This window comes from Collinsella sp. LCP21S3_C7, assembly GCF_052118485.1.
GTDB lineage: Bacteria > Actinomycetota > Coriobacteriia > Coriobacteriales > Coriobacteriaceae > Collinsella.
The window spans coordinates 80,389-106,381 of the sequence record NZ_JBQKHC010000005.1 but is presented as its reverse complement, the minus strand read 5'-3'; the positions used below and the strand labels follow the sequence as shown (position 1 = coordinate 106,381).

24 protein-coding genes and 1 tRNA gene are annotated in these 25,993 nt (G+C 62.2%); 8 read left to right on the top strand and 17 right to left on the bottom strand.

Translation table 11 applies throughout. The features are described from left to right. Positions 1-272: 272 nt before the first annotated feature. From ACTQ1E_RS03775 to ACTQ1E_RS03750, 6 genes are all read right to left on the bottom strand, one after another. Positions 273-827 (bottom strand): hypothetical protein, encoded by a 555-nt coding sequence (locus tag ACTQ1E_RS03775; protein WP_368138682.1) that lies wholly within the window; start codon positions 825-827, stop codon positions 273-275. Then, on the bottom strand, positions 824-2,095 hold the full coding sequence (locus ACTQ1E_RS03770; protein ID WP_441564814.1) for a relaxase/mobilization nuclease domain-containing protein: 1,272 nt from the start codon (positions 2,093-2,095) through the stop codon (positions 824-826). The genes ACTQ1E_RS03775 and ACTQ1E_RS03770 overlap by 4 nt, the downstream gene beginning before the upstream one ends. Then, positions 2,083-2,529, bottom strand: coding sequence for a CopG family transcriptional regulator (locus tag ACTQ1E_RS03765; RefSeq protein WP_368138684.1), 447 nt, complete (start codon positions 2,527-2,529; stop codon positions 2,083-2,085). The genes ACTQ1E_RS03770 and ACTQ1E_RS03765 overlap by 13 nt, the downstream gene beginning before the upstream one ends. Before the next feature lie 211 nt (positions 2,530-2,740). Continuing rightward, on the bottom strand, positions 2,741-3,697 hold the full coding sequence (locus tag ACTQ1E_RS03760; RefSeq protein ID WP_073293298.1) for a ParB/RepB/Spo0J family partition protein: 957 nt from the start codon (positions 3,695-3,697) through the stop codon (positions 2,741-2,743). Further along, on the bottom strand, positions 3,684-4,448 hold the full coding sequence (locus ACTQ1E_RS03755; protein WP_073293296.1) for a ParA family protein: 765 nt from the start codon (positions 4,446-4,448) through the stop codon (positions 3,684-3,686). The genes ACTQ1E_RS03760 and ACTQ1E_RS03755 overlap by 14 nt, the downstream gene beginning before the upstream one ends. Before the next feature lie 203 nt (positions 4,449-4,651). After that, a complete protein-coding gene (locus ACTQ1E_RS03750) occupies positions 4,652-5,023 on the bottom strand; it encodes a YraN family protein (protein WP_073293294.1) in 372 nt (123 codons plus the stop codon). Positions 5,024-5,563: 540 nt separating this feature from the next. On the opposite strand from ACTQ1E_RS03750, the gene ACTQ1E_RS03745 reads away from it, so the two are divergent. Beyond that, positions 5,564-5,815 carry a hypothetical protein gene (locus ACTQ1E_RS03745; RefSeq protein ID WP_073293292.1) on the top strand — a complete coding sequence of 84 codons (252 nt, stop codon included), beginning with the start codon at positions 5,564-5,566 and terminating at the stop codon, positions 5,813-5,815. An 83-nt stretch (positions 5,816-5,898) separates the two neighbouring features. Here the strand turns inward: ACTQ1E_RS03745 and ACTQ1E_RS03740 are convergent, their stop codons facing one another. Genes ACTQ1E_RS03740 through ACTQ1E_RS03730 form a run of 3 tightly spaced genes read right to left on the bottom strand, consistent with a single transcriptional unit; the run spans position 5,899 to position 7,605 of the window. Then, a complete protein-coding gene (locus ACTQ1E_RS03740; protein ID WP_073293290.1) occupies positions 5,899-6,324 on the bottom strand; it encodes a plasmid mobilization protein in 426 nt (141 codons plus the stop codon). Between the two features lie 5 nt (positions 6,325-6,329). Further along, complete coding sequence (locus ACTQ1E_RS03735) at positions 6,330-7,400, bottom strand: tyrosine-type recombinase/integrase (RefSeq protein WP_441068039.1); 1,071 nt, start codon at positions 7,398-7,400, stop codon at positions 6,330-6,332. 1 nt (position 7,401) lies between these two features. Next, a complete protein-coding gene (locus ACTQ1E_RS03730; RefSeq protein WP_006681531.1) occupies positions 7,402-7,605 on the bottom strand; it encodes a hypothetical protein in 204 nt (67 codons plus the stop codon). 140 nt (positions 7,606-7,745) lie between these two features. Between ACTQ1E_RS03730 and ACTQ1E_RS03725 the strand changes: the two genes are divergently transcribed. Then, the gene (locus ACTQ1E_RS03725) at positions 7,746-8,159 is read left to right on the top strand and encodes a helix-turn-helix domain-containing protein (RefSeq protein ID WP_169277778.1); all 414 of its coding nucleotides are present in this window, start codon (positions 7,746-7,748) and stop codon (positions 8,157-8,159) included. A gap of 617 nt (positions 8,160-8,776) precedes the next feature. On the opposite strand, the gene guaA is transcribed toward ACTQ1E_RS03725, so the two are convergent. Then, positions 8,777-10,375, bottom strand: a complete 1,599-nt coding sequence (guaA, locus tag ACTQ1E_RS03720) for a glutamine-hydrolyzing GMP synthase (protein ID WP_441016455.1) — start codon at positions 10,373-10,375, stop codon at positions 8,777-8,779. Between the two features lie 268 nt (positions 10,376-10,643). Here guaA and ACTQ1E_RS03715 point away from each other — a divergent pair, with 268 nt between their 5' ends. Continuing rightward, positions 10,644-11,657: an asparaginase gene (locus ACTQ1E_RS03715; RefSeq protein WP_154517941.1), complete on the top strand. Its 1,014-nt coding sequence runs from the start codon at positions 10,644-10,646 to the stop codon at positions 11,655-11,657. Between the two features lie 317 nt (positions 11,658-11,974). On the opposite strand, the gene ACTQ1E_RS03710 is transcribed toward ACTQ1E_RS03715, so the two are convergent. Continuing rightward, positions 11,975-12,193, bottom strand: coding sequence for a helix-turn-helix domain-containing protein (locus ACTQ1E_RS03710; RefSeq protein WP_427719445.1), 219 nt, complete (start codon positions 12,191-12,193; stop codon positions 11,975-11,977). Between the two features lie 76 nt (positions 12,194-12,269). Here ACTQ1E_RS03710 and ACTQ1E_RS03705 point away from each other — a divergent pair, with 76 nt between their 5' ends. Further along, a complete protein-coding gene (locus ACTQ1E_RS03705; RefSeq protein ID WP_195838610.1) occupies positions 12,270-12,659 on the top strand; it encodes a hypothetical protein in 390 nt (129 codons plus the stop codon). A 9-nt stretch (positions 12,660-12,668) separates the two neighbouring features. On the opposite strand, the gene ACTQ1E_RS03700 is transcribed toward ACTQ1E_RS03705, so the two are convergent. The 5 genes from ACTQ1E_RS03700 to ACTQ1E_RS03680 all read right to left on the bottom strand — a co-directional run bounded on the left by ACTQ1E_RS03700 (position 12,669) and on the right by ACTQ1E_RS03680 (position 18,093). After that, the gene (locus ACTQ1E_RS03700) at positions 12,669-13,052 is read right to left on the bottom strand and encodes a DUF1648 domain-containing protein (protein WP_427719441.1); all 384 of its coding nucleotides are present in this window, start codon (positions 13,050-13,052) and stop codon (positions 12,669-12,671) included. Between the two features lie 11 nt (positions 13,053-13,063). Next, entirely contained in the window at positions 13,064-14,140 is a 1,077-nt protein-coding gene (gene ychF, locus ACTQ1E_RS03695) for a redox-regulated ATPase YchF (protein WP_089572784.1), read from the bottom strand. Between the two features lie 114 nt (positions 14,141-14,254). Further along, positions 14,255-15,508 (bottom strand): 4Fe-4S binding protein, encoded by a 1,254-nt coding sequence (locus tag ACTQ1E_RS03690; RefSeq protein WP_441564811.1) that lies wholly within the window; start codon positions 15,506-15,508, stop codon positions 14,255-14,257. 151 nt (positions 15,509-15,659) lie between these two features. Then, on the bottom strand, positions 15,660-16,727 hold the full coding sequence (locus ACTQ1E_RS03685; RefSeq protein WP_441564809.1) for a glycerol dehydrogenase: 1,068 nt from the start codon (positions 16,725-16,727) through the stop codon (positions 15,660-15,662). Between the two features lie 151 nt (positions 16,728-16,878). Next, positions 16,879-18,093 carry an iron-containing alcohol dehydrogenase gene (locus tag ACTQ1E_RS03680; protein ID WP_441564807.1) on the bottom strand — a complete coding sequence of 405 codons (1,215 nt, stop codon included), beginning with the start codon at positions 18,091-18,093 and terminating at the stop codon, positions 16,879-16,881. Between the two features lie 500 nt (positions 18,094-18,593). Between ACTQ1E_RS03680 and ACTQ1E_RS03675 the strand changes: the two genes are divergently transcribed. The 4 genes from ACTQ1E_RS03675 to ACTQ1E_RS03660 all read left to right on the top strand — a co-directional run bounded on the left by ACTQ1E_RS03675 (position 18,594) and on the right by ACTQ1E_RS03660 (position 23,112). Further along, a complete protein-coding gene (locus ACTQ1E_RS03675; protein WP_441564805.1) occupies positions 18,594-19,670 on the top strand; it encodes a hypothetical protein in 1,077 nt (358 codons plus the stop codon). Then, on the top strand, positions 19,670-20,713 hold the full coding sequence (locus ACTQ1E_RS03670) for a hypothetical protein (RefSeq protein WP_441564803.1): 1,044 nt from the start codon (positions 19,670-19,672) through the stop codon (positions 20,711-20,713). Before ACTQ1E_RS03675 ends, ACTQ1E_RS03670 begins: the two co-directional genes overlap by 1 nt. Positions 20,714-20,758: 45 nt before the next feature. Further along, on the top strand, positions 20,759-22,936 hold the full coding sequence (locus ACTQ1E_RS03665) for a MurT ligase domain-containing protein (protein WP_441564801.1): 2,178 nt from the start codon (positions 20,759-20,761) through the stop codon (positions 22,934-22,936). Between the two features lie 99 nt (positions 22,937-23,035). After that, positions 23,036-23,112, top strand: a tRNA-Glu gene (locus tag ACTQ1E_RS03660). A gap of 383 nt (positions 23,113-23,495) precedes the next feature. Here the strand turns inward: ACTQ1E_RS03660 and ACTQ1E_RS03655 are convergent. Next, complete coding sequence (locus ACTQ1E_RS03655) at positions 23,496-25,583, bottom strand: glutamine synthetase III family protein (RefSeq protein WP_154517961.1); 2,088 nt, start codon at positions 25,581-25,583, stop codon at positions 23,496-23,498. Positions 25,584-25,993: the final 410 nt, after the last annotated feature.

Sequence of the window (25,993 nt, the reverse complement as noted above, 5' to 3'; positions counted from 1 at the left end):
GCCAGCCCCAGCTCCCGGGTCGCCCGGTGAAGGCGAGGAAGAAGGGCGTGAAGGGAGCGAAGAGCGTTGCTGCCTAGGCTAGCCCCTTGTCACACAAACTACCGAAGCCTCACAAATGAGGATTACGCCGCGAAGAAGAAACAGCTTCTCGGTTTGTGAGTCGTTGCCGGCAATTCCGCTACGCAAGCGTGTTTCACATCACCCACTTGAACACGGCGCGGAACAGCCAGACGAAAAAGCCCAGCGTGACCTTTAGCGCCGCCATGAGGAACCTACCAAGCCTCTTCATCGACGTCACCCCAATCTTCCTTTACCTTGCGGGCGCCCTCCTCGGCGCCCTCTTCCTTCTCTTGCGCGAGCAGCCTCGCCAGCTCGTCTGGCACGCCCGGGACCTCCGCCCTCCCCAGCGCGCGCTGCAGGTCCCTTATCTGCGATTTCAGCGGTTTTGAGGGAGGGCCCACGTGCTCGCGGTAGCAAGCGCAAATTGCAGCCGCGTCGCACAGGTAGCCCCGCACCCGGGCGAACGCCTCGTCGCCGTCGAGCAGGACGCGGCGGGCGCGCCCAAGCTCCGCCTCCGAGGCCAGCATGAAGCGCCACCCGCGGGACCTGTGCGCGGCCGGGATGCCGTCCGCGGGCGCGTCGGCACGCCAGTCGTCGCGCACCTGGTGCCAGTTCGCCGTGAGCCAGAGCCCCTTCTCGGGCTCCTCGCGCATCTCGAGCTCGAACTCCGTGAGCATGTTCGCGCCGGAGAACGGCGACCCCTCCGTGAACGAGAGCGTGTCGAACAGCGTCGTCCTGCCGCCCTCATACTCTATCCTCACCATCATCTCCGGCCCCTCTCCCTGCGCTGGTCCTGCTGAGCCCGCTGCCGCTCGGCGGCGAGGATTCGCTGTTGCTCGTCCTCGCGACGGCCGTCGCGAGAGTTTCCTTCGGCAGCGCCGCGCCCGCGATTGTCCCCGTAGCGGGTCTTGAGCGGCATGAGCCCGTTCATCGCCATGTAATCGCGCGCAGCCTCGAGGCGGCGGTACCCCTCGCCGCCCGCCTGGCCGCGGCGCTCCAGCGTCGCCATCCTGAGCCCGAACTCCTCGATGGACTCGACGTCGAACTTCGCACAGGTCTCGAGCGCCGAGGAGAGCTTGCTCAGCTCCGAGAGGTCGTTGAGCTCGAGGGCGCACTCAGCGGCCTCGCGAATGCGCGCGGTGCTCGCGTCCGTGGGACGGTAGGCGCCCTCGCGCTCGAAGCGCCGGCGGAGCATCTCCTTGCCGTAGACGAACCCAAGACGCTCGCCGCTAACCCTCTTGGACGGCTCCTCGACAAGGCTGAACACCCAGTCGTCCCGCCGCGCCTTGGCCGAGTTGTCGGCGACGTGCACGCCCAGGGCGTCGAGGATGCCGAGGAACTCCGCCTCGTCGCGCGCCGTGGTCTTGGCGAGTGCGACGCGGGCGCGGATGTCGCCGACCCACGAGTAGCCGCCCGAGCGCATGATCTCCTTCTCGGCCCTTCCAAGGTAGACGTTCCTGCGGCTCCTGGGCCCGCCCGCGCCGGCCCGCCCGCGTGCCATCGAGGGCGATACGGGCGACCTGTCGTTGGAGAGCCCGGACAGCCCGCGCTCGCGCGCCATGTCCTGCAGGTCTCGGTTGAGGTCCTCCGGGTGCTGGGTCTGCATGCGGTAGCCGGTACGGAGGTTCGCGTTGTTCACGACGATGTGCGCGTGCGGTATGCCGCGGGCGTTGTCGTCGTGGTAGACGATGGCGATCTCGTGGTCGCCGAAGTGCTTGAGCGCCCACGAGCACGCGAGCTCCCGCAGAGCGGCCAGGTCGATGTCGTCACCGGGGTCCGGCGAGAGCACGAAGTGCTTGAACGTGCGCGCGGGCTTGCCCCTCCATGAGGCGTCCGTGCCGAACGCGGCGCGCGTGGCGTCCATCTCGGCGTCCCAGGCGCAGGCCTCCTTGGCGGCTTCTCCCAGAGCGCCGGCGTCGCGCTCGTCGTAGCTCAGGTTGAACAGGTCTCGCGCCAGGGCGCGGCCTCCCTTCTCGAGGTAGCGGCGGATGCCACCCGTCGAGCCGTGGCCGCTTATCGGCTTCAGGATCGGCATGGCGAGCCCTCTACGAGCGAGTCGGCGCCGATGCGCCCGAGCTCGGCCGCCATCTCGCGGGCCGCGCCGTTCACGTCGGCGAGCTCGTGCTCGATCGTTGGGATGCTCTCCGCGACGAGGTCCCGGTCGACGTGCCCGTGGCGGGCGTGGAAGTTGATGAGGTTCATCGCGTGCACTGCCTGGTTGTAGTGGTAGCCCCACTTCGTGAGCTCCCGAGACATCGACCAAAGGGCCCTGCGGTCCACGAGTATGCGGTGCTCGTCTCCCGCGTTGACATCCGTCGACAGCGGTATGCGAACGAGGTAGCGCAGGTACTCCGACTTGCTGAGGCCGGCGCGCTCGCACCGCTCGCAAAGCGCGTCGTAGTCGCTTCCCTCCATGCGGAACGTGACTCGACGCTCCTTGCCTTTGGCGGCGTCGGCTTCCTCTTTCATGGCGGATTCCTTTCCTCGGGCCCGCCGTGCGGCGGGCGCGTTTCTCTAGGGGCGCGGGGGATCCCCCGCAGGCGGCGGCCCGGCTCGGGCGCCGCCTCTGGGACCGGGCCTCGCGAAAGCGGGCTCTTAAACGGCCCGCGGCATGACGGGTCCGAGGCCGCCCGGTCCCCAAGTGCTATGGACGCCCGACCGAAGTGTCGGACGCCATAGGCTACTTGCTGGATTTCGGGCCTGAGGCCCTTCTGCGACGCTTTCGGGCATCGGTGCCCGCCTCCGCGTACGGCGCGGTCATGAGCGCCATTTCACGCAGCAGCGAGAGGTCGGCCGCGCTCGGGCTCTCGGGCGGGCTCTCGAGGAAATCGGCGACGAGCCTCGCTGCCTTGGAGATGCGCCCGTCGGGGCCGGCCTGCGTTTTGCTCTCGCTCCTCACGTAGTCGGAGAGCTCCCGCTTGGTGCGCCGCCAGGGCTCCATTGCGGCGTGCATCTCCGCCTGGCGCTCCTTCGGCATGCCCGCGAGCGAGCGCACCGCCTCGGCGCTGAGGTTGCCGCGATCGGCCTCGGCGGCCCACTCGGGCGAGAGGTCCTCGGCAATCCGGCGGGCCAGCCTCTCCTCACGCGCAATGGTCTTGCCGGAGACCTTGCGGCCCGTCTGCCGCTCGATGATGGCGGCCTTCACGTCGTCGACGCGCATGCCGGAGAGCGAGGGGTCCTCGGAGCGCAGGCGCACGGCGTCGCCCCTGAGCGCCTCGGTCGCGGCGGCGCGCTCGGTCACGGTGAGCGCGCGGGTGAAGTAGTTCGCTGCGTGGAGCAGCGTCACCGCCCGCTCGTCGTCGATGCCCTCTATCACGCGGCAGGGCATCCTCTCGTAAGCGGGGTCGTCCTTCGCGAGCAGCGCGTAGGCGGCCTTGCGCCGATGCCCGGAGACCATCTGCCACGAGCCGTCGCCGACCTTTCGCACGAGCGGCAGGTCGGTGAGGCCGTCCTCGCGTATGGACTCGGCGAGCTCAGCTATCCCAGCAGGGTCCATAGAGTACGCGGCGTTCGCCGGGTGGTCGGCGATGTCGGCCACCGCGATCTCGGACACCGGGTAGCGCCCGCGGGTGCGCGACGCGCCGTCGAGAAGCCCCGTGATGGTGAAGCCCGCGGCCACCTGCCTAGGCGAGTTCACGGCACACCTCGTCTGCGAGCGCCTTGTAGTCGCGCGCGGGGCGGCTCCCCGGCTCGAAGGCGGCCACCGGCTTCCACTGCCAGCTGCCCTCGCAGACCTTGCTGCTCGCGTGGATGACCGTCTCGAACTGCTCGTCCGGGAAGAACCCGTCGAGCACGGCCGCGCCCGTGGCCTCGGCGTTGGTCATGCGGCCGGGCACGCAGGTGCGCAGTATCTTCCAGCGGGGCGTGGGCATGCGCAGAGCGTCGGCGATGGAGCGCGTCGCCTCGACGGTGAGCGCCGTGCCGCGCATCACGGTGGAGTCGAGCTTCACGGGGATGACGACCATGCCGCCCTCCGCCGCGGCGAGGTAGGCGTTGAAGGCGAGCCTGCGCATCACGGGACTGCAGTCGATGAGGCAGACGTCGTAGGAGCCCGAGGCGTCGTCGAGGGCGAACTTGAGTCGCTGCTCGCGCAGGAGCATCTCGTTCTGGTCGACGAGGTCGATGGTCGAGGCCACCACGTCGAGGTTCTCCCCGGCAGCGTAGGCGACCTCCTCCACGGGCGCGCCGCCGTAGAGCAGCTCGACCGACGTGCGCCGCTCGGAGACGGCCCGGTCGTAGAGGCCGAAGAAGTCTGTGGCAGACGCCTGCGGGTCGAGGTCGACAAGCAGGGTCCGAAGGCCCCGGGCGGCGAAGATCGCCGCCAGGTTCACGGCGGTCGTCGTCTTGCCGACGCCGCCCTTGTAGTTGGAAATGGCTATCGTGCGCATGGGTCGCGTCCTCTCTAGCGTGGGGCGCGCCTCGGCGCATCCGGTCCGGCGCGCCCCGAGTCTCGGAGCGTCGGGACAAAACCGTACGGATTTGTCCGACAAGCGGAGTGTACCACAAAAACGTACGGATATGTACGCTTTCGTGGTACAAGGGGCGGATTCGGGGAAACCCGGCCCCGGGAGCCCGGGGCCGGGCGCGCCGCCTAGGAGAGCGGCTCCATCTCGCCGAAGCAGTTGATGTGGTGGCGCAGGAGCGCTCGGTTTTCCTTGACGACCATCATCGCCACCTCGTCGAAGCGGACCGGCGTGTCGGCGTAGTCGTCGCCGTTGCCGGCGAGCCACGTCGCCGCCAGCGCCTCGCGCAGCCCGCGCGCCCTGTGGGCCTCGGGGAAGCCGTCCGTTCCGATCCGGACCGTGGCGTCGACGAAGACCAGGGTCCCGTCCTCGTCCACCGCCACGAGGTCGATTCCGCCGATGCCCTCGGGCCCCTGCCAGGCCTCATCGACGATCTCGTAGCCCTTACGCTCGAGGAAGGTCCTGACCGCGCCCATCGCCTTTTCCTTCATGTCGTTCATGTCTTGCTCCTTAGACTCGGAGGCCCGCCCCTGTGGCGTGCCTTGCGTCGCGTGAGTCGCATGCGGCGCGGGCGTGCCGGCAAGGGAGGAAGCGAAGTCGGGCGTGGAAATAGAAGTATTCCGACGGCAGTTTTTCGCGTTGTTCGCGCGCGCAGCGCATGGAGCGAAGAACCCGAAAAAGTGTCGCGGCCCTTGCGGGCCGCCTGCCGGCGTGCGACCCTGCGCGTCCAAGGAACGCCGGGGCGGGTTTCGGATCGGAAGGGCGCAGGCGTGCGGCATGGAATCAGGCATGGGCGCCGAGGCTTCCAGGCATGGGATGCGATCTGTCGGCGGTTGCTGGGCTCCCGTGGGATTGGAGACGACGCCGCGGCGGGAACGACGGCGCGTTCCCGAGTCGCGGTGCCGTGGTCCGCATCGGGACGGCATTCCCCGCGCCGCTTGCGGCCAATATGCGCACGGGATCGCGGTGGCGAGATGGTTCTCCATGCGGAACGGCTACGGTGCTGCGCAACACGTCCGTCGGAAGAAGGAGGGCAGCCAATGATGGATATCAACGAGAAGGACGAGCGTCGTGAGCTGCTTGACGCGGTGGCGGATGCAGGAAGGCTGGCGAGGGGCCTGGACCAGCTGCTCGAGTCCCTGGCGCACGCCGACCAGCTGGACCTGCTCGACGTCGAGGGGGTCCTGGCCCTGAGGTCGATAAGCGAGAGGTGCGCCGAGCGCATCGGCGACGCCGCGCGAATCCTGGAGGCGCAAAACGAGATCCTCTATGTCGAGGAACGGACCGTTTAGCTTCCTTTCGCGGAAGATTAACTATTTGCTTTGCGGGCAACACCCTAAAGAATCGCAGTTCCTGGTCGGCGCTTAGATGAGCGTTAGCCGCGACCCATTCCAAAGATACTTGCATTGTCGGCGTTGTCGTTAGTTTCGACCTCAGTCGCCATCGCCGGGAACGATTCTTCCTGAGACGCGTCGTCCACTCGCGAGTCAATAGGCTCGCCGAGCGCCAGGAAGAACCTCATCACGTGCTCGACTCTCTGCTGCAGAGACTCGCTCAGCTCGCTGTAGGAGGCCGCCAGCCGTACTTCCTTGGCCAACTCCGCCATCGAGTCCTTCAGCGCCTTCTGCACGCTCACAGAGGGTCTCACCTCGACCTGGGTATCGGTGAGCTTGGCGATGATGTAATCCTGCCTGTTCATGCCGCTCCAGGCGGCCATCTCGCATATGAGCTTATGCTCCTCGGGCGTGCAGCGGAACGCCATCGTCTTACTGCGCTTGCGGGCGCTGTTCTCGCACGGCATCCTTCTTATCCCCTCGCCCCGTCAAGGGCGGCGGCCATCTCGTCCTGCTTCGTGGGGAACAGGTGCGCGTATCGGTAGGTGATGTCCACCGCCTCGTGGCCCATGCGCTCGGCGATGGCCAGCGCGGAGAAGCCCATCTCGATCAGCAGGCTCACGTGGCTGTGGCGTATGTCGTGTATGCGGATGCGTTTCACGCCAGACGCCTTGCACCCTCGTTCCATCTCGTGGGCCAGGAAGTGCTTGGTAACGGCGAACAGGCGCTCGTCGGGGGCGACGTCGTCTCGTAGCTCGATGAAGTCCGCCATCTCGTCGCGCAGGAAGGCGGGCATGACGATCGTGCGCACCGACTTGGGCGTCTTGGGATCGGTCACGGTGTCTACGCCGTGGAGGCTTTGGTACGACTTGTTGATGCGCAGACGCGAACTCTCCAGCATGAAGTCGGACGGAGTGAGCGCCAGAAGCTCGCCGCAGCGGATGCCCGTCCAGTAGAGCAGCTCGAAGGCGTGGAACGAGAGCGGCTTGTCCATGACGGCCTCGCTGAACCTCAGGTACTCGTCCTTGGTCCAGAACTGCATCTCGCCGCCCTTCTTCGAGCCCATCTTGTCGACCCTTCGCACCGGGTTGTCGGTGAGCCCGTAGTAGCGCTCGGCGTGGTTGAAGATGGCGTTGAGTTGGTTGTTCACCGTGCGCAGGTACGTCGGCGCCCAGGGCTTACCGTCGGCGTCCCGGTGTTCAGTAAGCTCGTTCTGCCACCTAATAACGTCGATCGGCCTCACATCGCACATGCGCATATCCCCAAAGAACGGCACGAGCTTGTCGTTGATGATGTGCTCCTTGGTGATCCACGTATGCTCACGTATGCGAGGCTTCACCTCGGAGGCGTACACCTCAACGAACTCGGAAAACGTCATGTCCATGGCCCCGCCGTTAAGGCTCTTGAACTGGCTTTCCCATACGGCCGCCTCCACCTCGGAGGAGAAGCCGCGCTTTGTCTTGTGGCGCTTCGAGCCGCGGGCGTCGCGGTAGTAGCACTGCACGAAGAACGTGCCGTTGCTGTCGTCCTTGTACACCGGCATGTCAGTCCACCTCCGGGAAGTACAGGGCGTCGAAGACGTCACTTCGAACGCGTCCGCGGATAACCACGCGCCCGCGCGCCTCCTGCTCGGCGTTTATCTTCCTGATCACCTCGTAGGCGCTGCCTTTCTTGATCCTCAGCAGCTCCGCAACCTCGTCCGCATCCAGCATGTGCGGTCTCGGCGTCTTTGCCACCTTCTCGTCCATGGCTCCTCCTGTCATTAGCGTACAGATACGTACGGTTTACAGATTCAGAGTAAACGTACATATCTGTACTGTCAATAGAATTGCGTACATTTGCGTACGCTGGTAAGATGTGCGGGTACGTAATTCCAGGAGGAGGGCGCATGTCCGTAGGCGAGAACATAAGGCGGTACCGCAAGTCGCGCGGCATGACGCAAGCGCAGCTTGCCGAGGCGGTCGGCCTGACCGAGGGGGCCGTGCGCCACTACGAGAGCGGCATCCGCGCCGTGAAGCCCGAGCTGCTCGAATCCATCGCCGCAGCACTAGGCGTATCCGTCAACGCCCTCAAGGATTACGGCGTCGAAACCGCGGGCGACCTCATATCGCTGCTCGTGCGGCTCGAGGACTCATTCGGCATCGTGCCCGCAGCCGACGGCACGGGGCTCTCTCTGAACCCCAAGGCGCCTCACGCGCCCAAAGCGGCGATGGCGATCCAGCTGTGGGCCGAGAAGCGCGCACGGCTCGAGAACGGCGAGATCGACGCCGCCGAGTACGAGGACTGGAAAGCCTCGCTGTAGCAGCTCTCCGCATTTCGCTACCACTAAAACCGAATCAGGGCGCCAGGATAGTCGGTGAGCTCCGCTCGCACCTGCGTATGCTGAGTTTTTACTCTCCATTGCATGCCAAGGCATTTCAAGCGTAAACGGGGAGTAAATGACGCGGTGGCTTACACGGCAGCACACAGCAGTACGCCGCGGCATTTCCCCTGGTTACTCCCGTTTTCATTGAGATGGCGAGATTCTTTACTCCCCATTAACCACCTGGGGAAACGCCGTGCAGAGACCGCCGAAAAGCCGATTGAGTTCGATTTGAGTTTCAAAGGACCTAAAACGGCCCCTTTTCGTTATCGGGGACAAAAATCGCACGTCTACTCACTTGGGATAAATTCTTACTCCCATTCCTCCGAATACCGCCCCATACTTTGCCGTCTTGAAATACGGGGAGTAAATAGCAAAATCGCAGGTGAAAGGGAGTAAAAAGGCAAAGAAAAAGCCTCCGTCCCAGCACGGGAACGGAGGCTCAATTTTCGTATTTACTCACCGCCGTCGCTGACGGCTTTGCCATGACTCTCGTACGAAACGAAACTCAGCGGCACAGTACGGCACTCAAAAGTGCAGGTCAGAACCCTATCAGCCTACTCCCACTCGATGGTCGCGGGCGGCTTGGACGTAATGTCGTAGCACACGCGGTTGGCGCCGGGAACCTCGGCCACGATGCGGCCGGAAATGCGGGCCAGCACATCGTAGGGCAGCTTGGCCCAGTCGGCGGTCATGGCATCACTGGATTCGACGGCACGCAGGATGATCGGGCGCTGATAGGTGCGCTCGTCGCCCATAACGCCAACAGACTTGATGTCGGGCAGGACCGCGAAATACTGCCAGCAGCTGTGCTCAGAGTTGCGCTCGCCGGTCTGCTCAAACAGGCGCTGGTTGTAGGCATCCAGCTCCTCGCGCACGATGGCATCGGCGTTTTTGAGGATCTCGAGCTTCTCCTTGTCGACCGCACCGATAATGCGGATGGCCAGACCCGGGCCCGGGAAAGGCTGACGGAACACGATATGACCCGGCAGGCCCAGTGCCAGACCAAGCGCGCGGACCTCGTCCTTAAAGAAGTGATCAAGCGGCTCAATGAGGTCGAAGTGTACGCCCTCCGGGAACGGGATCAGGTTGTGATGGCTCTTGATGGTGGCCGTCTTGCCGCCCGTCTTGCGAGCGCCGGACTCGATGATGTCGGGGTAGATGGTGCCCTGAGCCAGGTACTTGACCGGCTTGCCATCGGTCTCGAGCTGCTGCGCCACGGCGAAGAACTCTTTCCAGAACTGAGTGCCGATGATGCGGCGCTTCTCCTCGGGCTCGGTCACGCCGGCCAGAAGCTCGGCATAACGGTCCTCGGCGTGAACGTGGATAAAGTCGACATCGAACTGCTTGGTGAAGACCTCCTCCACCTGCTCGGGCTCGCCCTTGCGCAGCAGGCCGTGGTTGATGAACACACAGGTCATCTGCTTGCCCACGGCGCGAGCGCCCAGCGCAGCCACGACGGAGGAGTCGACGCCACCGGACAGGGCCAGAATCACGCGGTCGTCGCCGACCTTCTCGCGGAACTCGGCCGTCATGGTCTCGACCAGGTTGTCCATGCTCCAATTGGGCTCCAGGCCGCAGATCTCAAACAGGAAGTTGCTCAGCAGCTGCTGACCGTACTCGGAGTGCTTGACCTCGGGGTGGAACTGCGTGGTGAAAATCTTGCGCTCGGGGCACTCCATGGCGGCAACCGGGCACACGTCGGTGCTGGCGGTAACGGTAAAGCCCTCGGGCACCTCGGACACGGCGTCGCGGTGGCTCATCCACACGGTTTGCTGCATGGGCGTGGAGTTAAAGAGCTTGGCGCCGGCAGTGCGCGTAATAGTGGCGCGGCCGTACTCGCCCACCTCTGAGTGGCCGACCTTGCCGCCGAGCGTCACGGCCGTGATCTGATGGCCGTAGCAGAAGCCCAGGACGGGAAGGCCCAGGTCAAAGATGGCAGGATCGATGGACGGAGCGTCCTCGGCATACACGGAGGCCGGGCCGCCGGAAAGGATGAGCGCAGAGGCGTTCATCTCGCGAATCTCATCGGCCGAGATGTCGCAGGGAACAATCTCGGAATACACGTTGAGGTCGCGGACGCGACGGGCAATGAGCTGACCGTACTGCGCACCAAAGTCGAGTACGAGGACCTTTGCGGAAGCCTTTTGATCCATGGTTTCCCCCTCTTGTTGGCGGGGAGCCGATGCCCACCCGCGCGAATAAACGAGAATAACTTTCATAGTGTACACGTTATATGGGGTTTCTCGTCCCTCGCAGCCATCAGCGCACGGCAAACGCACGACCTGGGCCCCTATTTGACGGCAATTGAAGTGTTACCAAACGTTACAGATGATGTAATACGTTTGAACATTGGACGCCCTGTGCCACAATACTGCCGAACGACTCCGCCTCTGGGGCGGCAAATACGATAGGAACACCAACATGAAGCGCATCCTTCTCATCGCCACGGGCGGCACCATTGCATCGACCGAGGACGGCAACGGCCTCTCTCCCGCCCTGACCGGTGAGGAGCTCGCCCAGAGCGTCCCCGAGATCTCGGGCCTCTGCGAGCTCGACGTCGTGCAGCCCATGAACATCGACAGCACCAATATGCGTCCGAGTGACTGGATGCGTATCCGCGACGTCATCGTCGAGGGTTATGCTGACCACGACGGCTTCGTGATTCTGCACGGCACCGACACCATGAGCTACACCGCGGCGGCGCTTTCTTACCTGATTCAGGACAGCCCCAAGCCCATCGTGCTCACCGGCTCGCAAAAGCCCATGGGCAACCCCTTTACCGATGCCAAGCTCAATCTGTACCAGAGCCTGCTCTATGCGCTCGACGAGCATTCGCACGACGTCTCAATCGTGTTTGGCGGTGTGGCCATCGCCGGCACGCGCGCCCGCAAGCAGCGCACCATGAGCTTTAACGCGTTCATCAGCGTCAACTATCCGCCCATTGCCTACATCCGCAACGACCGCATCGTGCGCAACGGGCTCCACGGCACCCACCAGAATGAGAGCCCGGTTCGTTTCTACGACAGTATCGACCCGCGCGTGTTTGTCCTTAAGCTCACGCCCGGCGTGAATCCAGGCATATTGGACGCCCTGACCGATAGCTACGACGCCGTAATTCTGGAGACCTTTGGCATTGGCGGTATTCCCGAGTTTGGCGAGTCCGGCGAGTCATTCCAGGAGGCGATTTTCCGCTGGGTCGATTCGGGTCGCACCGTCGTTATGACCACACAGGTCCCCGAAGAGGGCCTCGATCTGGGTGTTTATGAGGTCGGCCGTGCCTACGCCGACCATCCGGGTATTTTGCGCGGCGACGATATGACCACCGAAACGCTCGTGGCCAAGACCATGTGGGCGCTCGGCCAGTCACGTGATGCGGCCGAGATTCAGCGCCTGTTCTACAGCCAAGTCAACCATGACCGCATCCCGATGGTGTAGCTAAAACAAAATCCGCCTCTTTGGGCCTTGTAGGGCACGTGGTACCTCTCGGAACGTGCAAAAAGCGGAGTTTTCAGCACCCGCCCCTTCCGGAAACGTTAAAACCGCTAGCTGTAAATCGCTTTTCGGTTCGATAGGCTCGTCCCACGCTTCTATTATTCCTCATAATAATGAATTTTGTGGATAATCCAAAACAGCAAGCATCGTATTTGCGCCTTCGGTTGCTGTCAATTTATTGAGGGATGCTGAATACTCGGGTTTTTGCACGCCGCCGTCGGGGGGACCCGTTCAGCAAACGACAAATCTGGCAAAAACGCCTACTCAATGCCCTCGAGAAGCTCTGACACCGTCATGCCAAGCGCGGGCGCAAGTTTAAATAAAATCTCGAGCGTGCTGTTTGCCGTTCCGCTTTCGATTTGATCGAGATAAGGTCGGCTGATTCCAACCGCCACGCAAAAATCGACCTTGGAGATACCAAGGGCCTTGCGCGTCCGCTCGACTCGCTCGCCAAGAATCTGTTTCGCATGTTCGTTCATGCAGACGAGTTTGAAATGGAGCAAAACAAAAACGTAAACTATAGTTTACGTTTTGCCCAATATACAGGAGTTTTCTATGTCGGGTTCTTCGGTCCGCATGTACCGAGCCACGCTTCGCACAAACAGCGCACCTCCCAAGCTCGTCGTCGTTGAAGCAGAATGCCTTTCGCCCGATGAGCGCACAGCATTTGCATTGCTATCAAGTCGCGTCGCCGCCGTTTTGGTCCCTTGCCCGGCGCAAGGTGAACTTGCCATCCAATGCCAAGCGCACGGCTGCTCACTCAATCAGGCCGCCGTAATCGCAACCAGCCAGTGTGGCCTGCCCCTTCTCTTGGAAGCCGGTATCGCGCTCTGCCTTCGCGGTGCCGGATACGAAAACGAGGCCGCCGCCGATGTGGTCTTTCAACCACGATCGAGCGGCGGCCTCGCAGCAGCCATCGAATATGCTTGCAGGCTCGTTGCCTAAAGGCGCAAGCTAAAAGCCCAGGCCAAAGCCTGTGCCGGTAATCGCCGAATACATAAAGTAGACGTTAATTACGTTGAGGAATACGCCCGTGATGCAGCCGTTTCGCAGGTAGCGCTCGCACACGATGCGCGCCATGGCGGCGGAGTCCTCATTGTTCTTTGCCTGGCGTCCCGCCGTAAAGTACGTCGCCACGCTCAGCAGCAGGTTGAGCACCGGCAATGCCAGCAGCTCGTAGCTCTTGCCCCAGCGCGTCACCTCACCGGCGGCATTAAACTTTGTTGCCACCTCGGGACCAATGTTGGGGATTACAAACGCTGCGACCACCAGCGGAAGCACTGCAAGCACCAGCAGCGCGATGCCCATGTAGCCAGCTTTTTTTCCATATTTAAACATGCTCGCCGTCCTTACACGTTAAAGCGGAAGTGCACGACGTCGCCATCGGCCATGACATACTCTTTGCCCTCGATGCGCAGCTTGCCTGCAGCCTTGGCGCCTTGCTCGCCACCGAGCTCGATGTAGTCGTCATAGCCAATGACCTCGGCCTTAATAAAGCCGCGCTCAAAGTCGGTATGGATGACACCGGCGGCCTGCGGGGCGGTCGCGCCCTGACGCACCGTCCAGGCCTTGACCTCCATCTCACCAGCCGTAAAGAACGACTGCAGACCGAGCAGCTTGTAGGCTGCCTGCGCGAGCACGTCCAGGCCGGGCTGCTCCAGGCCCAGGCTCTCCAGGTAGTCGGCCGCATCCTCGGGATCGAGCTCGGAAAGCTCGGCCTCGATCTTGGCGCAGATCGGCAGTGGCTTGACGCCATCGATGGGCGCCAGGTCCTCGTTGAGCATGTCCTCGTCCACGTTGGCCACATACAAGATGGGCTTCATGGTGAGTAGGAACAGGCCCTTGGCAGCGGCGCGCTCCTCGTCGGTCATCTCCATGGACGCGGCGCGCTTGCCCTCGTTGAGCCAGGCGAGCAGGCGCTTGGCGACCTCAAACTTGGGCATGAGCTCCTTGTCGCGCTTAGCCTCCTTCTCGAGCTTAGGCAGCTGCTTTTCGAGCGTGCCCATGTCGGCCAGGATAAGCTCGGTCATGATGGTGTCGGCATCGCCGGCGGGATCGACGAACTCGCCCGTGCGACCCACCTCACGCATGACGTTGGGATCCTTAAAATAGCGCACGACCTCGCAGATAGCGTCGGTCTCGCGAATGTTTGCCAAGAACTGGTTGCCCAGGCCCTCGCCCTCGTTGGCACCCTTCACCAGGCCCGCGATGTCGACAAACTCGACCGTAGCCGGCACAATGCGGCCAGGGTTGACAATGTCGGCGAGCTTTTGCAGGCGGCTATCGGGCACATCGACGATACCCACGTTGGGGTCGATCGTGGCGAACGGGTAGTTGGCGGCAAGGCCGGTCTTTTTGGTAAGCGCGGTGAACAGCGTCGACTTGCCCACGTTGGGCAGGCCCACGATACCGATGGAAAGGGACACGACAGCTCCTTTTGGTACAGGTACTTCAAACTGTATAAGTATAGCGCCGCCACAGCATCCGGGCGAATCCGGACACCGCGGCGGCGCAAATGAAGCAGAGATTGGGGTAGCTGGCTAGTCCGCGAGCTTCTCCACCTGGTCGAGCATCTTGTCGAGCTTGGCCTTCGCCTCGGCTTTTACCTTTTGGGCCTCTTCGTGGGCTTTGGCCTTCTGAGCGGCCTTTTCCTCGGCTTCGGGGTCGACGACAACCAAGTTGGACGCATCGTGTTCGACCAGCTTGAGCGCATGTTCGGGACAAACCTTGACACAGGCGCCGCAGCCCAAGCAATATGTGGACTCCAACGCGAAGCGGCCGCTTCCCACCAAATCGCAGGCGAACGTGGGGCATACATTGACGCACTCGCCACACGACGTGCACTTGTCAAAATCGCACTCCGGCGTGCTCACCTGCATGTTCTGGGCAAGCTCGGGATGGTTCTGCAGTGTCGAAAGCACCAGCTGCCGCCCATGCGTGAGCGAACGGCGACGCTTTGCCGTCGTGGTGCCGCACATGGTGTTGAGCGTGCGCTCCAGCTGGGTAATCTGATGGCGATGGGCCTTCAACTTCTGCGTCACCGAGGCCAGCGCCGCCGTCGCCGGGTTGAGCTTGGTCACCGTCAGACCCGTCGTGCGGGCAATCTTTTCCATGTACTCCTTGCGCTCGTACTCGCGAAGCTTATGGCACTTGAGGCTCTTGGGGTCGACCTCCAGGCCCATACCCGTGCCAGACCACTCCTCAGCCTTCGCAATCGCTTCGCCCAGGATATCCTCGCCGCCGGTGTTGCGGCATTTATCGCACACGCCCAGGGGCAGGTACACACTCACGTTGGGATAGTCCGCCAGTACCGAGAACCAGGTCTCGGCCGTAATATCGCCCACGCAGGCAACGACGACCTCGTTCTCGCGCGGCATGCGCTTGAGGGCGCGCGTGCAGGTGACGTAGGCGGTCTCGTGGCTCGTTGCCGCCGAGACAATGTCGTCATACAGGTTTTTGGGCGCCAGGCGCGGCGAGAAGATTGCCTCGGTCGGACAGGCAGCGGCGCACAGGCCGCACTTGCGGCAGGAGTCGAGAATCTCGATGGAGTCTTCCTCGACCTCGATAGCGTTGACCGGGCACACATCCATGCACGCGGAGCAGCCACTCTTTTCGTTTTTGCAGGTCAGGCACGGAATGGTGTTGCCGCGCGGACGCTCCTTGTAGTCGGCGGGATTCCACTGCGGCGCCGACGGATCGAGCGCATCGGTCACACCGCCAAGCGGGTTTTTAAGAAAGTCGAAACCCTTGCTGATCTCGATAATGTCATCAAACAGATCGTGTTCCTGCGCCATGCGCGGCCCCTCCCTGAGCAGTGCAAACAAGCAAGAGATAATGATACGCCATCGGCCCACGCCTCGGGCAAATTACATGCGGCGCATCATTGAGACAAATAGCCTATGGCCTATCGCCGCCTCGATTGCACAAGGTCAATCAAGCGCCAAGCTATGCCTCGCACATGAGCTGCACGAGCTTTTGTTTGGTCACCTTGGCCTGTTCGTTAGCCATATTGCGCTCGTTCTTAAAAGTTGCGTCCGCAACGCTCAGCAGGTCGGCATCGGAAATCTCACCAAGGCCCAGCTCCTCGAGTGTCGTCGGCAGACCAACGCGCTGGCAAAACTCGAGCACCTGATCAAGCTCGGGCGCGCGCTCCAAACGAAGCTGCACCACCAGGCCAAATGCCACGGCCTCACCGTGCATGGCCTTGCACTCGGGCAGAATCGTCAGGCCGTTGGCGATAGCATGGGCAAGCGCTAGGCCACCGCTCTCAAAGCCGACGCCCGAGAGTAGGATATTGCACTCGATCAGGCGCTCAACCGCCGGCGATATACGACCCTTTTTAAGATCGCGCTTGGCAGCGACACCAAACTCCATAAGCGTGTCATAGCAGGCACGAGCCGCAACCAAGGCCAAGTGTCCCGGCGCGCCACCGTGCTCGTTGGCGCCGTGCGCCGCGGCGCACGAACGAGCCTCGAAATACGTTGCCAGCGCGTCGCCCATACCAGCGACCGTCATACGCAGCGGAGCCGCCGCGACCACGCCGGTATCGACCACAACCAAATCTGGATTCTTTTCGAGCATCAGATAGCGGTCGAACGACCCATCCTCGTGATACAGCACCGAAATCGCGCTGCACGGGCCGTCCATCGAAGCCGCCGTGGGGCATACGCACAACGGCAACTCGGCATAAAACGCAACGGCCTTGGCGATATCGAGCATCTTGCCGCCGCCAATACCCACCACCATGTCGCAATACTCAGCCTGGGCTTCCTTAGCCATTTCGACAACGGCCTCTTCCGTACACGGACCGTCATAAATCTTAAAGAACGGCTCGCTTAGATCTTCATCCAGAAATCCATCGACGATCTGCTTGCGCAGCCGGTCCTCGGTGCCTTGGTCAAACAGGACATAGGCGGAGCATCCCAACCACGACAGGTATCTGCCCTGACGCGAAAGTTCGCCCGGCCCCTGAACATACCGGCCGGGACCGCCATAAACCATAGGAAGCGCCATACGAGAATCCGCCCTTCATCAAACAACGATTGGTGCAAAGCCACCTGTCCCCTTGTGGCAACTTGGCGCATTGAGGACAGGTTAGATTGCACCATAGAAAAAGGGTCCCGCGCACAGAGCGCGAGACCCTTATCAGAACAATGTGTGCCGATTAGAACGTGACCGGGGTGTCGGTGTAGACGCACTCGAGCAGCTGCTCCATCTCCTCCTGAGACGGCTGGCGCGGGTTGGAGCCCGTGCAGGCGTCGAGGATGGCGTTGGCGGCAACGTCGTGCTTCTTAGCCTCGAACTCATCGTAATCGATGATGGACTCGTCGGCCTTCACGCCCTTGGCACCGTAGTTCTTGATGCCCTGCGGGATGTCGAGCTTGTCGTTGAGGTCGCGAATCTCCTGGACCAGAGCCTCGACCAGCTCGTCCTCGGTCTCGCCGGCGAGGTGCAGGATCTCCTTGGCGATGAAGGCGTAGCGGCTCTTGGCGCGAGCGTCCTTGGCGTTGAACTGGATGACCTTGCCCAGGTACATGGCGTTGGCGCAACCGTGGATGATGTGGTCGCCCTCAAAGGCGGCACCGGTCTTGTGAGCCATGGAGTGGACAATGCCCAGCAGACCCGAGGAGAAGGCGATGCCGGCGATGCACTGGGCGTCGTGCATGTGCTGGCGGGCCTCATGATCGCCCTGATAGGACTTGGGCAGCCACTCGACGATCTCGCGGATAGCATGCAGGGCGTTGGCGTCGGTGTACATGGAACCAGCGGTGGAGACGTAGGCCTCGATGGCGTGAGTCAGAGCGTCCATACCGGTGTGAGCGCACAGCTTGGCGGGCATGGTGTAGGTGAGCTCGGGGTCGACGATGGCGACATCAGGGGTGATGTTGAAGTCGGCCAGCGGGTACTTGATGCCCTTGGCGTAGTCGGTGATGACGGAGAACGCGGTGACCTCGGTAGCGGTGCCGGAGGTAGAGGAGATGGCGCAGAAGTGAGCCTTCTGACGGAGCTCCGGGAAGGAGAACGGGACGACTGCCTCCTCGAAGGTCTCCTCGGGATACTCGTAGAACAGCCACATAGCCTTAGCGGCATCGATGGGCGAGCCACCGCCAATGGCGATAATCCAGTCGGGCTGGAACTCGGTCATGGCCTCGGCGCCCTTCATGACCGTCTCGACGGACGGATCGGACTCGACGCCCTCGAACAGCTTGACCTCGAAACCGGCCTCCTTGAGGTCGGCCTCGATGTCCTGCAAAAAACCGCCGCGGCGCATGGAGCCGCCGCCGGTCACGATGATGGCCTTGCTGCCCTTGAGGTTCTTCACCTCGTGGCGAGCGCCCTCACCAAAGTACAGATCGCGAGGATTGGTAAAACGTCCCATACTGTGCCTCCTAAACAAGCCCCTCTTAGACTTGCGTATATAACGGAGCACCCGATTGGCTCCGTTAGGACCGTTTTGCGCGTTGCCGGCGATGACAATGCGCGATGTCTAAACGTCTCAACGCTCAGACAAATATTATTTTACCGTTCTGGTTGGTCAGTTATTTACCGAAAGTCGACAATGATGAAACGTTTTTTCTATCCCTGAAGACCCTTATGCGGCATTCATACTCCCAAGCTGGGCAAACGTTTTATCAAGGTTGACCACATATCCAGGGCAGGACTGTGCCCCTCCAAAAGACACACCGTTCGCCGCCAAAAATCGACCGTTTGCGGCACCGTGATACCACTCGGTCGTCCAAGGTGCCGACATTTGTGCGACATCCGTCTTCGTGGTGCAAAGGTGCATGTCCAAGTGCGGCACTCCCAATGTGCCTCATGCGGGTAAACTAGAACCTTATATAGAGACATTTGAACCCTAACCGCAGCAAAGGAGGCCCCATGGCATTCGATCCCATTCAAGAAGATTGCCATCGCCTCGTTCTTGAGGCCTTGCGCCGCGACAATATCCCGCTCACCGACGGCCCTGCCGTAGAGCGTCTGATGGAACAATTCACCCGCAACCCCGCGCCGCTCATCGTGCACGACCGCGACCGCGCCGGACATCTGATTGCCAAGGTAGTCGAGGCTGTCGACTACCGCATTCCCTTTATCCCTGACGATACCCAGGCAGAGCAAGAAGAGACCGCTGCCGAAAACATGCTTCGCGAGGCAGCCGCGCTCGACCCGACCAACTGGGACGCTCAGCGCATGTTGACCGCCCTCACCGCTAACTCCAACGAGGAGTACGTACAGTACTTGATATCCAAGTGCGATGAAGTCGAGCACGACCTGGCACTCAAGATCGCCTCGGCGCAGGACCCCTACGAGCGCGAGGCCGCAGGCGACCTTACACGCCGCCCCTACCTGCGCTGGCTTGCCGCCCTTGCGTCGCGCGCCCTCATTAGCGGCCGTTACCGCCTGTCGCTCGAAACCGCAGACCGCAGCCTGGACTTTGCCCCCAACGATCCGGCCGGTGTCCGCCACACTGCGATGCTCGCCATGGCAAAACTCGAATACCCCGCCGAGGAGCTCAAACGCTTTCGCTCTGCCCACTCCGTCCCCTATCTCGCCAACACGCCGCTGCGCCGTCGTCCCAAGGACGCGGAGCGCGACTTAGACCCGTGGACGCTCATCGCGCTGATGAGCGCTGCCTGGCGCGAGCTGGACTACGAGGGCGCCGAACACTACTTGCGCATCCTTGCGCGCTCGTGCCCGCACGCAGCCGAGGCGCTTTACTTTCAAACCGAGTTTCCCGATGGCGTCTATGCCCGCGTCAACGTGGGCGTGGGCTCCACCGACGAGCTTGTCCTTGCGCTGTCCGAAGCGACGCCGGTACTGCAGGAGGGCTTGGGCGCCCCCGACAACGCCAGCTTTGCCGCCTGGGTCGCCACCAACGATATCGTGCGTTCCCAGATTGACGAGCGCATCCTGCGGGCGGCCGAGCAGGGCTTGCCGTTTAAGGGAGGAGACCTCTAATGGATCCGAGCGTCTACATCCCCGCCTACCTGGAGCGCGCCTACGTTGCGTCGCACCCCGAACTCACCGATGCAGCGCGCGATCTTGTCCATAACGACGTGAGCGTCAACCCTCATAAGTATGCGCAGACCGAGCATGCCCAGGCACTGCTTTCCTATGCCGGTGTTCACCGCCACCTGCTCGACGAGCTCCATCGTATCGAGGATATGGGCAGCGATGAGGAGTTTGAGCAGACGCGCAACCGCCTGTTCGACGATATGCGCGATGAGCTGCTCAAGATCGTCCGCGTCGATGCGTATGTCTTCGATGCCCATCTGCTTGCCATCATTTTGGCGGACACGCCCGTCGACGCCTGCCTGGGCGACCTGATGAAGCTCGAGGCGACCACAGCCGATTACTTACGGCAAAGCGTGCCCGGATTCGATATGGAGGCCCCGCACTACTGGACCAACAAGGTGCTGGCAGACGGCGTGACGGCGGCCGATCTCACCGTGAGCGAGCCGGCGCTTATCGGGTGGCTCCACACGCTCGAGGCCATCTCGCAGCTGTGCATGGCGAGCGCTCGCTACCGTGCTGCCGTCAACTATTCTCGCCGTGTTCTTAAGGCGGAAGGCTATCCCACCCGAGCTGCTGGCACCGTGCTACTCGCCCTCGCTCGTCTGGAAGACGAGGACGGCTTTTTTGCCCTGGCCCACCAGCTCGAGGAGCAGATGGGGGCCGATGCCCTCGAGAACTCCCCCTGGTACCTACTCGCCCGCACGATCCTGCTGTTCAAAACAAACAAGATGCGCCCGGCGACACGCGCCCTGCGTGAGTTTGCCAACCGCTGCGAGGGCGGCGCGTTCTTTTTGCTGAACCCCATGTATCAGACGCCGTACCTTCCCTGCCGGCCCGAGCCGCACGACCCCTGGGACCTTTCGCACCAGGCAGTTTGGGAGGCCGACGGTATCATCTCGGATACTCCCGACTTTGCCCCCTGGGCCAACGCTTGCGAAGACGTATCGCAGCTTGCCCAGGAATTTGCGCGCCGTTATGGCTTTTAACGGCACGATCGCCACGACCATGTCATTCACGTTAGGAACGGCTTCATGAACTTCCGCTCATCTCTCGCCTGCACTTCGAGCGATATCGCCCGCTGGGGGCTGCGCTCCATCCTTAAGCGCCAGGGCGGCGTACTCCCCGGCCGCATCGCCATGAAGATCGACCCCGAGCTGCTAAGCGACCTCGCGAGCCTTGTCGACCGCAGCGTGGTGGTCACCGGCACCAACGGTAAGACCACCACCTCCAACCTCATCGCCGACGCCGTTGCCGCCAGCGGCGCCACCGTGGTATGCAACCGCGCCGGCAACAACATGGAGCCGGGCGTGGTGGGTGCCCTGCTCGAGGGCCGCAGCGATCTTAAGCGTGCCGCCAGCGGCAAGCGCGTAGGCGTCTTTGAGTGCGACGAGCTCTACACGGTGCGCGTCTTGCCCAAGCTCAAGCCGACCTACTTTGTGCTGCTCAACCTGTTCCGCGACCAGCTGGACCGCTACGGCGAGATCGACCACACCCAGGACGTCATAGCCCACGCGTTGGAGCTTTCGCCGGCAACGACGCTCATCTATAACGCCGACGACCCGCTCTGCGCCTCGATCGCCGCACGCGTCCCCAATATGAGCATCGCCTTTGGCATCGACGGCGCCACGGGCACCGAGTCCGATCGCATTAGCGACTCGCGTTTTTGCTCGCAATGCAACGCGCCGCTGGAGTACGACTATGTGCAGTACGGCCAGCTCGGCGCCTATCATTGTCCTTCGTGCGGTTGGGGTCGCCCCGCGCTGGTCCGTCGCGTGACAGGCGTTGAGCTCGGCTGCGACGGCTACGGCTTTGACCTGACCTTTGGACCCGAGGCAAAAGCGCCCGCAACGCACATCGCCACACGCTACAACGGCCTGTACATGGTCTACAACGTTGCCGCCGCCTTCTTTGCGGCGCGCGAGTTGGGCGTGGACGCAGCGCATCTGCAGCCCACGCTCGATGCCTACGTCCCCGCCGGCGGACGCATGGGCCGCTGGGAGATTGCCGGCCGTACCGTCGAGGCAAACCTGGCCAAAAATCCCGTGGGCTTCGATCGCCAGATCCAGTCCATTAAAACGGCAGGCGGCAGGCTCTGCGCCTTCTTCCTGAATGACAACGACGCCGACGGCCACGATGTCTCGTGGATCTACGACGTCGACTTCGAGCGCATCGCCGATACCCCAGGGCTTGTCGCCTTTGCCGGGGGTACGCGCGCGCACGACATGCAGGTGCGCCTGAAGTACGCCGGCATCGACGCCGCCATCATCTCGAATATCGAGCAGGCGATCGGCGCCGTGGCAGATGAGGCAGCCGATGACACCTTCTACGCCGTCGCCAATTACACGGCATTCCCGCCGCTGGTCAAAGAGCTCGACGGACTTAAAGACGCCGATGCGAGCTCGGTTGCCTCCTGCGCCGTAACACGCACCGATGGCAGCGCCGTCCCCACCGATATTGCGCCGGTCGAGCTTCCGCGCCCGCTGCGTATCGTCTATCTGTATCCCGACGCCCTCAACCTCTATGGCGACGGCGGCAACGTCATCGCCCTCGAGCGCCGCTGCGCCTGGCGCGGCATTCCCGCGCGCGTGGACGAGGTCCGCATGGGCGAGACGCTCGATCTTACCGACGCCGACATCGTCATGATGGGCGGCGGTGCCGACCGCGATCAGTTGGCTGTGGCACACGAGCTGCTCGCTCAAAAGGACAAGGTTGCGACATATGTTGAGGACGGCGGCTCGTTGCTCGCTATCTGCGGCAGCTATCAGCTGCTCGGTCGTTCGTACTATATGGGCGAGAATCGCATCGAGGGTCTAGGTGTCATCGCCGCCGAGACCGTGCGCGGCTCCGACCGCCTGATAGGCAACGTCGCTGTCAAGACCGACCTGGCACCCGAGCCCTTTGTGGGGTTCGAGAACCACGGCGGCCGCACCCTGCTCGATGCAGAGGCCACGCCGCTCGGAACATCTGTCGTCACGGGCACCGGCAACAACGGCGACGACGGCTTTGAGGGCCTCATCTACAAGGGCGTCATCGGCACGTACCTACACGGACCGGCACTGCCCAAGAACCCTGAGCTCGCCGACTGGCTCATCGCCCATGCCCTCGAGCGCCGTGGCGATGCACAGGCCGCCGCCCTGCTGCCGCTCAAGCCCCTCGACGACACCTACGAGCACGCCGCCCACGACGCCGCCATGAAGCTCCTCCCCTAACGCCCCGCCACCACAAAGGGACAGGCATCTTTGTGGTGGTTTTTCAGTTTGCCAACGATATGTGAACGGATAAAAAAGTCTGCTATACTCTTTCCCGCTGTCCCCATCGTCTAGCGGCCAAGGACGCCACCCTTTCAAGGTGGATATCGCGGGTTCGAATCCCGCTGGGGGCACCACAGAATCTGAGAAGCCCGTTACCAATTCAGTAGCGGGCTTTTTGTTACCGATATGCCGGGATTCGAACCCGACAGGGTGCGGAGCTGAGGAAACGCGAAGCATTTTCCAGCGCAGCACGCAAGGAGCGAAGCGACGCAGCGAAGGCGGGCGGCGCCAGCCGCACGCGGATATCCCGCTGGGGGCACCATTTGAAACGAGAAGCCCGTTACCCCCGCGGTGACGGGCTTTTTTCTACCCATGTGCCGGGATTCGAACCCGACAGGGTGCGGACCACGGCAAATCGGCGGCAAAACGGACTCCAAAGCGTCCTTCGCAATCAAAAAGCCGGGGCCCGCGCGATGCGGACCCCGGCTTAATACCGTGACGATATGTTGGCTATGCCCTACACGTAGAACAGGATGTCATCGTAGGTCGGGACCGGCCAGTAGTCGGCGGCCACGATCTCCTCCATGGCATCCACGGAGGCACGCAGCGTATCCATAGCGGGAACGACCTCGTGTGCATACACATTGGCCTGCTCCTGGCCATCGAGAGCCTCGGCCTTCTGATGCACGGCGTCGAGCGCCTTGATGGAGTCGTTGATGGCGGTGATACCGTTGCAGAGCTTGTTGAGCGTGTTCTGCTCGCACTGCATTGCGGCCTCAGCACCGGCGGCACGAATTGTCTCAAGGCCCTTAGCGACCTTGGTGGCATAGGCGGTAATGACCGGACGATAGGTACGACGTGCCTCGCGAATCATCGTGGTAGCCTCGATGTTCATGAGCTTGTTGTACTTCTCGAGCTTGCAGTCGTAGCGGCACTGAGCCTCGGCCTTGGTCAGGACGCCCGTCTCCTCAAAGAGCGCGATAGCCTTATCGGAAACAAAGGCGGGAAGAGCGTCGGCCGTGGTCTTGTTGTTGGCAAGGCCGCGCTTCTCGGCCTCGATGGGCCACTCGTCGGAGTAACCGTCGCCGGAGAACAGGATGCGCTGGTGATCGGTCAGCACCTTCTTACAGTACTCGAGCGCGGCGTCCTGGAACTTATCCTCGGGCGTACCCTCGAGTGCGTCGGCGAAGGACTTGAGCGACTTGGCCACGGCGGCATCGAGCACCAGGTTGGAGTCGGAGACGTTCTGCTCGGAGCCGCAGGCACGGAACTCGAACTTGTTGCCGGTGAAGGCGAACGGAGAGGTGCGGTTGCGGTCGGTGTTGTCCTGCATCAGCTTGGGCAGGGTATCGGCGCCCAGGTCGAGCACGCCGCGCGTGGCATGGACGGAAGCCTTGCCATCGATGATCTTCTCGACGACCTCGGTAAGCTGGTCGCCCAGGAAGATGGACATAATCGCCGGAGGAGCCTCGTTGGCGCCCAGACGATGGTCGTTGCCGGCCGAGGCAACGGAGGCACGCAGGAGCTCCTGATAGTTATCGACGGCCTCGATCACCGCGGTGAGGAAGACGATGAACTGCAGGTTGTCGAGCGGGGTGTCGCCCGGATCGAGCAGATTCTCGGACTCGGTGCCAAGCGACCAGTTATTGTGCTTGCCCGAACCGTTGATGCCCTCGAAGGGCTTCTCGTGCAGCAGGCAGACCAAATCGTGGCGGGAGGCGATGAGCTTCATCTTCTCCATCATGACCAGATTCTGGTCGATGGCCTCGTTGACCTCGCCATAGACGGGGGCGAGCTCATGCTGGCAGGGAGCGACCTCGTTGTGTTTGGTCTTGGCGGGAATGCCAAGCGCCCACAGCTCATCGTCCAGGTCCTTCATATAGGCCGAGACGGTGGGGCGGATAGCGCCAAAGTAGTGCTCCTCGAGCTCCTGGCCCTTGCAGGGAGCAGCACCAAAGAGGGTGCGGCCGGTGATGACCAGGTCCCTGCGCTTGCGGTAAGCGTCCTTCTTGATCAGGAAGTACTCCTGCTCATCGCCCACGGAAGGAACGACCTTCTTGGGGGTCTTACCAAACAGCGCCAAAACGCGCTTGGACTCACGCGAGAGCGCGGTCATGGAGCGCAGCAGCGGGGTCTTCTTGTCCAGGGCCTCGCCCGTGTAGGAGCAGAAAGCCGTGGGGATGCACAGGACATCGTCCTTGATAAAGGCGGGGCTGGTGGGATCCCAAGCGGTATAGCCGCGGGCCTCGAAGGTGGCACGCAGGCCGCCGTTGGGGAAGCTGGAGGCGTCCGGCTCGCCCTGGATGAGGTTCTTTCCCGTAAACTTGGTAATAGCGGTGCCGTCGTGGTTGGGTTCGAGGAAGCTGTCGTGCTTCTCGGAAGTAATGCCCGAAAGCGGCTGGAACCAGTGCGCGTAGTGCGTCGCGCCCTTGGAGATGGCCCAAACCTTCATGGCATGGGCAACGGCGTTGGCCACATCCAGGTCGAGCGGCTCACCGTCCTCGAGGGTTGCAGCAAGGCGTTTCCAAATGTCCTTGGGGAGGTAGTCCTTCATGACTTCCTCAGAGAACACCATGGTCCCGAAGCGGTCAGTAAGTTCAGCCATACGGAACTCCCTTCGTATCGGCACCGCGTGAGAAGCGGTGTTGATTACTAACGAACGAGTCATAGCTTAGACTCGCCGTGTTTCCGCGACATTACCGTTATGTTGCCGTCGCGAAACTAATCAATGAGGTTACCGCATCGCGGCGATGTTGCCACCCTCAACAGTCAATCAACTGTATAAATTGCAGATCTCTCCGCATGGTTTACAGGTAGTCTTTTTGGGACGGGGCTTTTTTAGCTGCCCTATTTAAATATGGTCTCAAGCTTTGGAGGCGCCGGATTGGGTAGCTAAAAAAGCCCCGTCCCAAAAAGACTACCCTGCGTACCTGGTTGATGGGATAAAAAAGCTCCAAATTAGCTACGCTGTTATAGGGAATGCCGATAGCGAAACATCTTCGATTGATATTTCCA

What these genes read in the sequence shown, in the direction of transcription:
- ACTQ1E_RS03750 (WP_073293294.1), bottom strand. Translation starts at nt 5,023, where the DNA reads ATGAACGACATGAAGGAAAAGGCGATGGGCGCGGTCAGGACCTTCCTC.
- ACTQ1E_RS03765 (WP_368138684.1), bottom strand. Translation starts at nt 2,529, where the DNA reads ATGAAAGAGGAAGCCGACGCCGCCAAAGGCAAGGAGCGTCGAGTCACG.
- guaA (WP_441016455.1), bottom strand. Translation starts at nt 10,375, where the DNA reads ATGGATCAAAAGGCTTCCGCAAAGGTCCTCGTACTCGACTTTGGTGCG.
- ACTQ1E_RS03685 (WP_441564809.1), bottom strand. Translation starts at nt 16,727, where the DNA reads ATGGCGCTTCCTATGGTTTATGGCGGTCCCGGCCGGTATGTTCAGGGG.
- ACTQ1E_RS03670 (WP_441564803.1), top strand. Translation starts at nt 19,670, where the DNA reads ATGGATCCGAGCGTCTACATCCCCGCCTACCTGGAGCGCGCCTACGTT.
- ACTQ1E_RS03735 (WP_441068039.1), bottom strand. Translation starts at nt 7,400, where the DNA reads ATGCCGGTGTACAAGGACGACAGCAACGGCACGTTCTTCGTGCAGTGC.
- ACTQ1E_RS03680 (WP_441564807.1), bottom strand. Translation starts at nt 18,093, where the DNA reads ATGGGACGTTTTACCAATCCTCGCGATCTGTACTTTGGTGAGGGCGCT.
- ACTQ1E_RS03755 (WP_073293296.1), bottom strand. Translation starts at nt 4,448, where the DNA reads ATGCGCACGATAGCCATTTCCAACTACAAGGGCGGCGTCGGCAAGACG.
- ACTQ1E_RS03700 (WP_427719441.1), bottom strand. Translation starts at nt 13,052, where the DNA reads ATGTTTAAATATGGAAAAAAAGCTGGCTACATGGGCATCGCGCTGCTG.
- ACTQ1E_RS03770 (WP_441564814.1), bottom strand. Translation starts at nt 2,095, where the DNA reads ATGCCGATCCTGAAGCCGATAAGCGGCCACGGCTCGACGGGTGGCATC.
- ACTQ1E_RS03775 (WP_368138682.1), bottom strand. Translation starts at nt 827, where the DNA reads ATGATGGTGAGGATAGAGTATGAGGGCGGCAGGACGACGCTGTTCGAC.
- ACTQ1E_RS03665 (WP_441564801.1), top strand. Translation starts at nt 20,759, where the DNA reads ATGAACTTCCGCTCATCTCTCGCCTGCACTTCGAGCGATATCGCCCGC.
- ACTQ1E_RS03690 (WP_441564811.1), bottom strand. Translation starts at nt 15,508, where the DNA reads ATGGCGCAGGAACACGATCTGTTTGATGACATTATCGAGATCAGCAAG.
- ACTQ1E_RS03675 (WP_441564805.1), top strand. Translation starts at nt 18,594, where the DNA reads ATGGCATTCGATCCCATTCAAGAAGATTGCCATCGCCTCGTTCTTGAG.
- ACTQ1E_RS03745 (WP_073293292.1), top strand. Translation starts at nt 5,564, where the DNA reads ATGATGGATATCAACGAGAAGGACGAGCGTCGTGAGCTGCTTGACGCG.
- ACTQ1E_RS03725 (WP_169277778.1), top strand. Translation starts at nt 7,746, where the DNA reads ATGTCCGTAGGCGAGAACATAAGGCGGTACCGCAAGTCGCGCGGCATG.
- ACTQ1E_RS03655 (WP_154517961.1), bottom strand. Translation starts at nt 25,583, where the DNA reads ATGGCTGAACTTACTGACCGCTTCGGGACCATGGTGTTCTCTGAGGAA.
- ACTQ1E_RS03710 (WP_427719445.1), bottom strand. Translation starts at nt 12,193, where the DNA reads ATGAACGAACATGCGAAACAGATTCTTGGCGAGCGAGTCGAGCGGACG.
- ACTQ1E_RS03715 (WP_154517941.1), top strand. Translation starts at nt 10,644, where the DNA reads ATGAAGCGCATCCTTCTCATCGCCACGGGCGGCACCATTGCATCGACC.
- ACTQ1E_RS03740 (WP_073293290.1), bottom strand. Translation starts at nt 6,324, where the DNA reads ATGCCGTGCGAGAACAGCGCCCGCAAGCGCAGTAAGACGATGGCGTTC.
- ACTQ1E_RS03730 (WP_006681531.1), bottom strand. Translation starts at nt 7,605, where the DNA reads ATGGACGAGAAGGTGGCAAAGACGCCGAGACCGCACATGCTGGATGCG.
- ACTQ1E_RS03705 (WP_195838610.1), top strand. Translation starts at nt 12,270, where the DNA reads ATGTCGGGTTCTTCGGTCCGCATGTACCGAGCCACGCTTCGCACAAAC.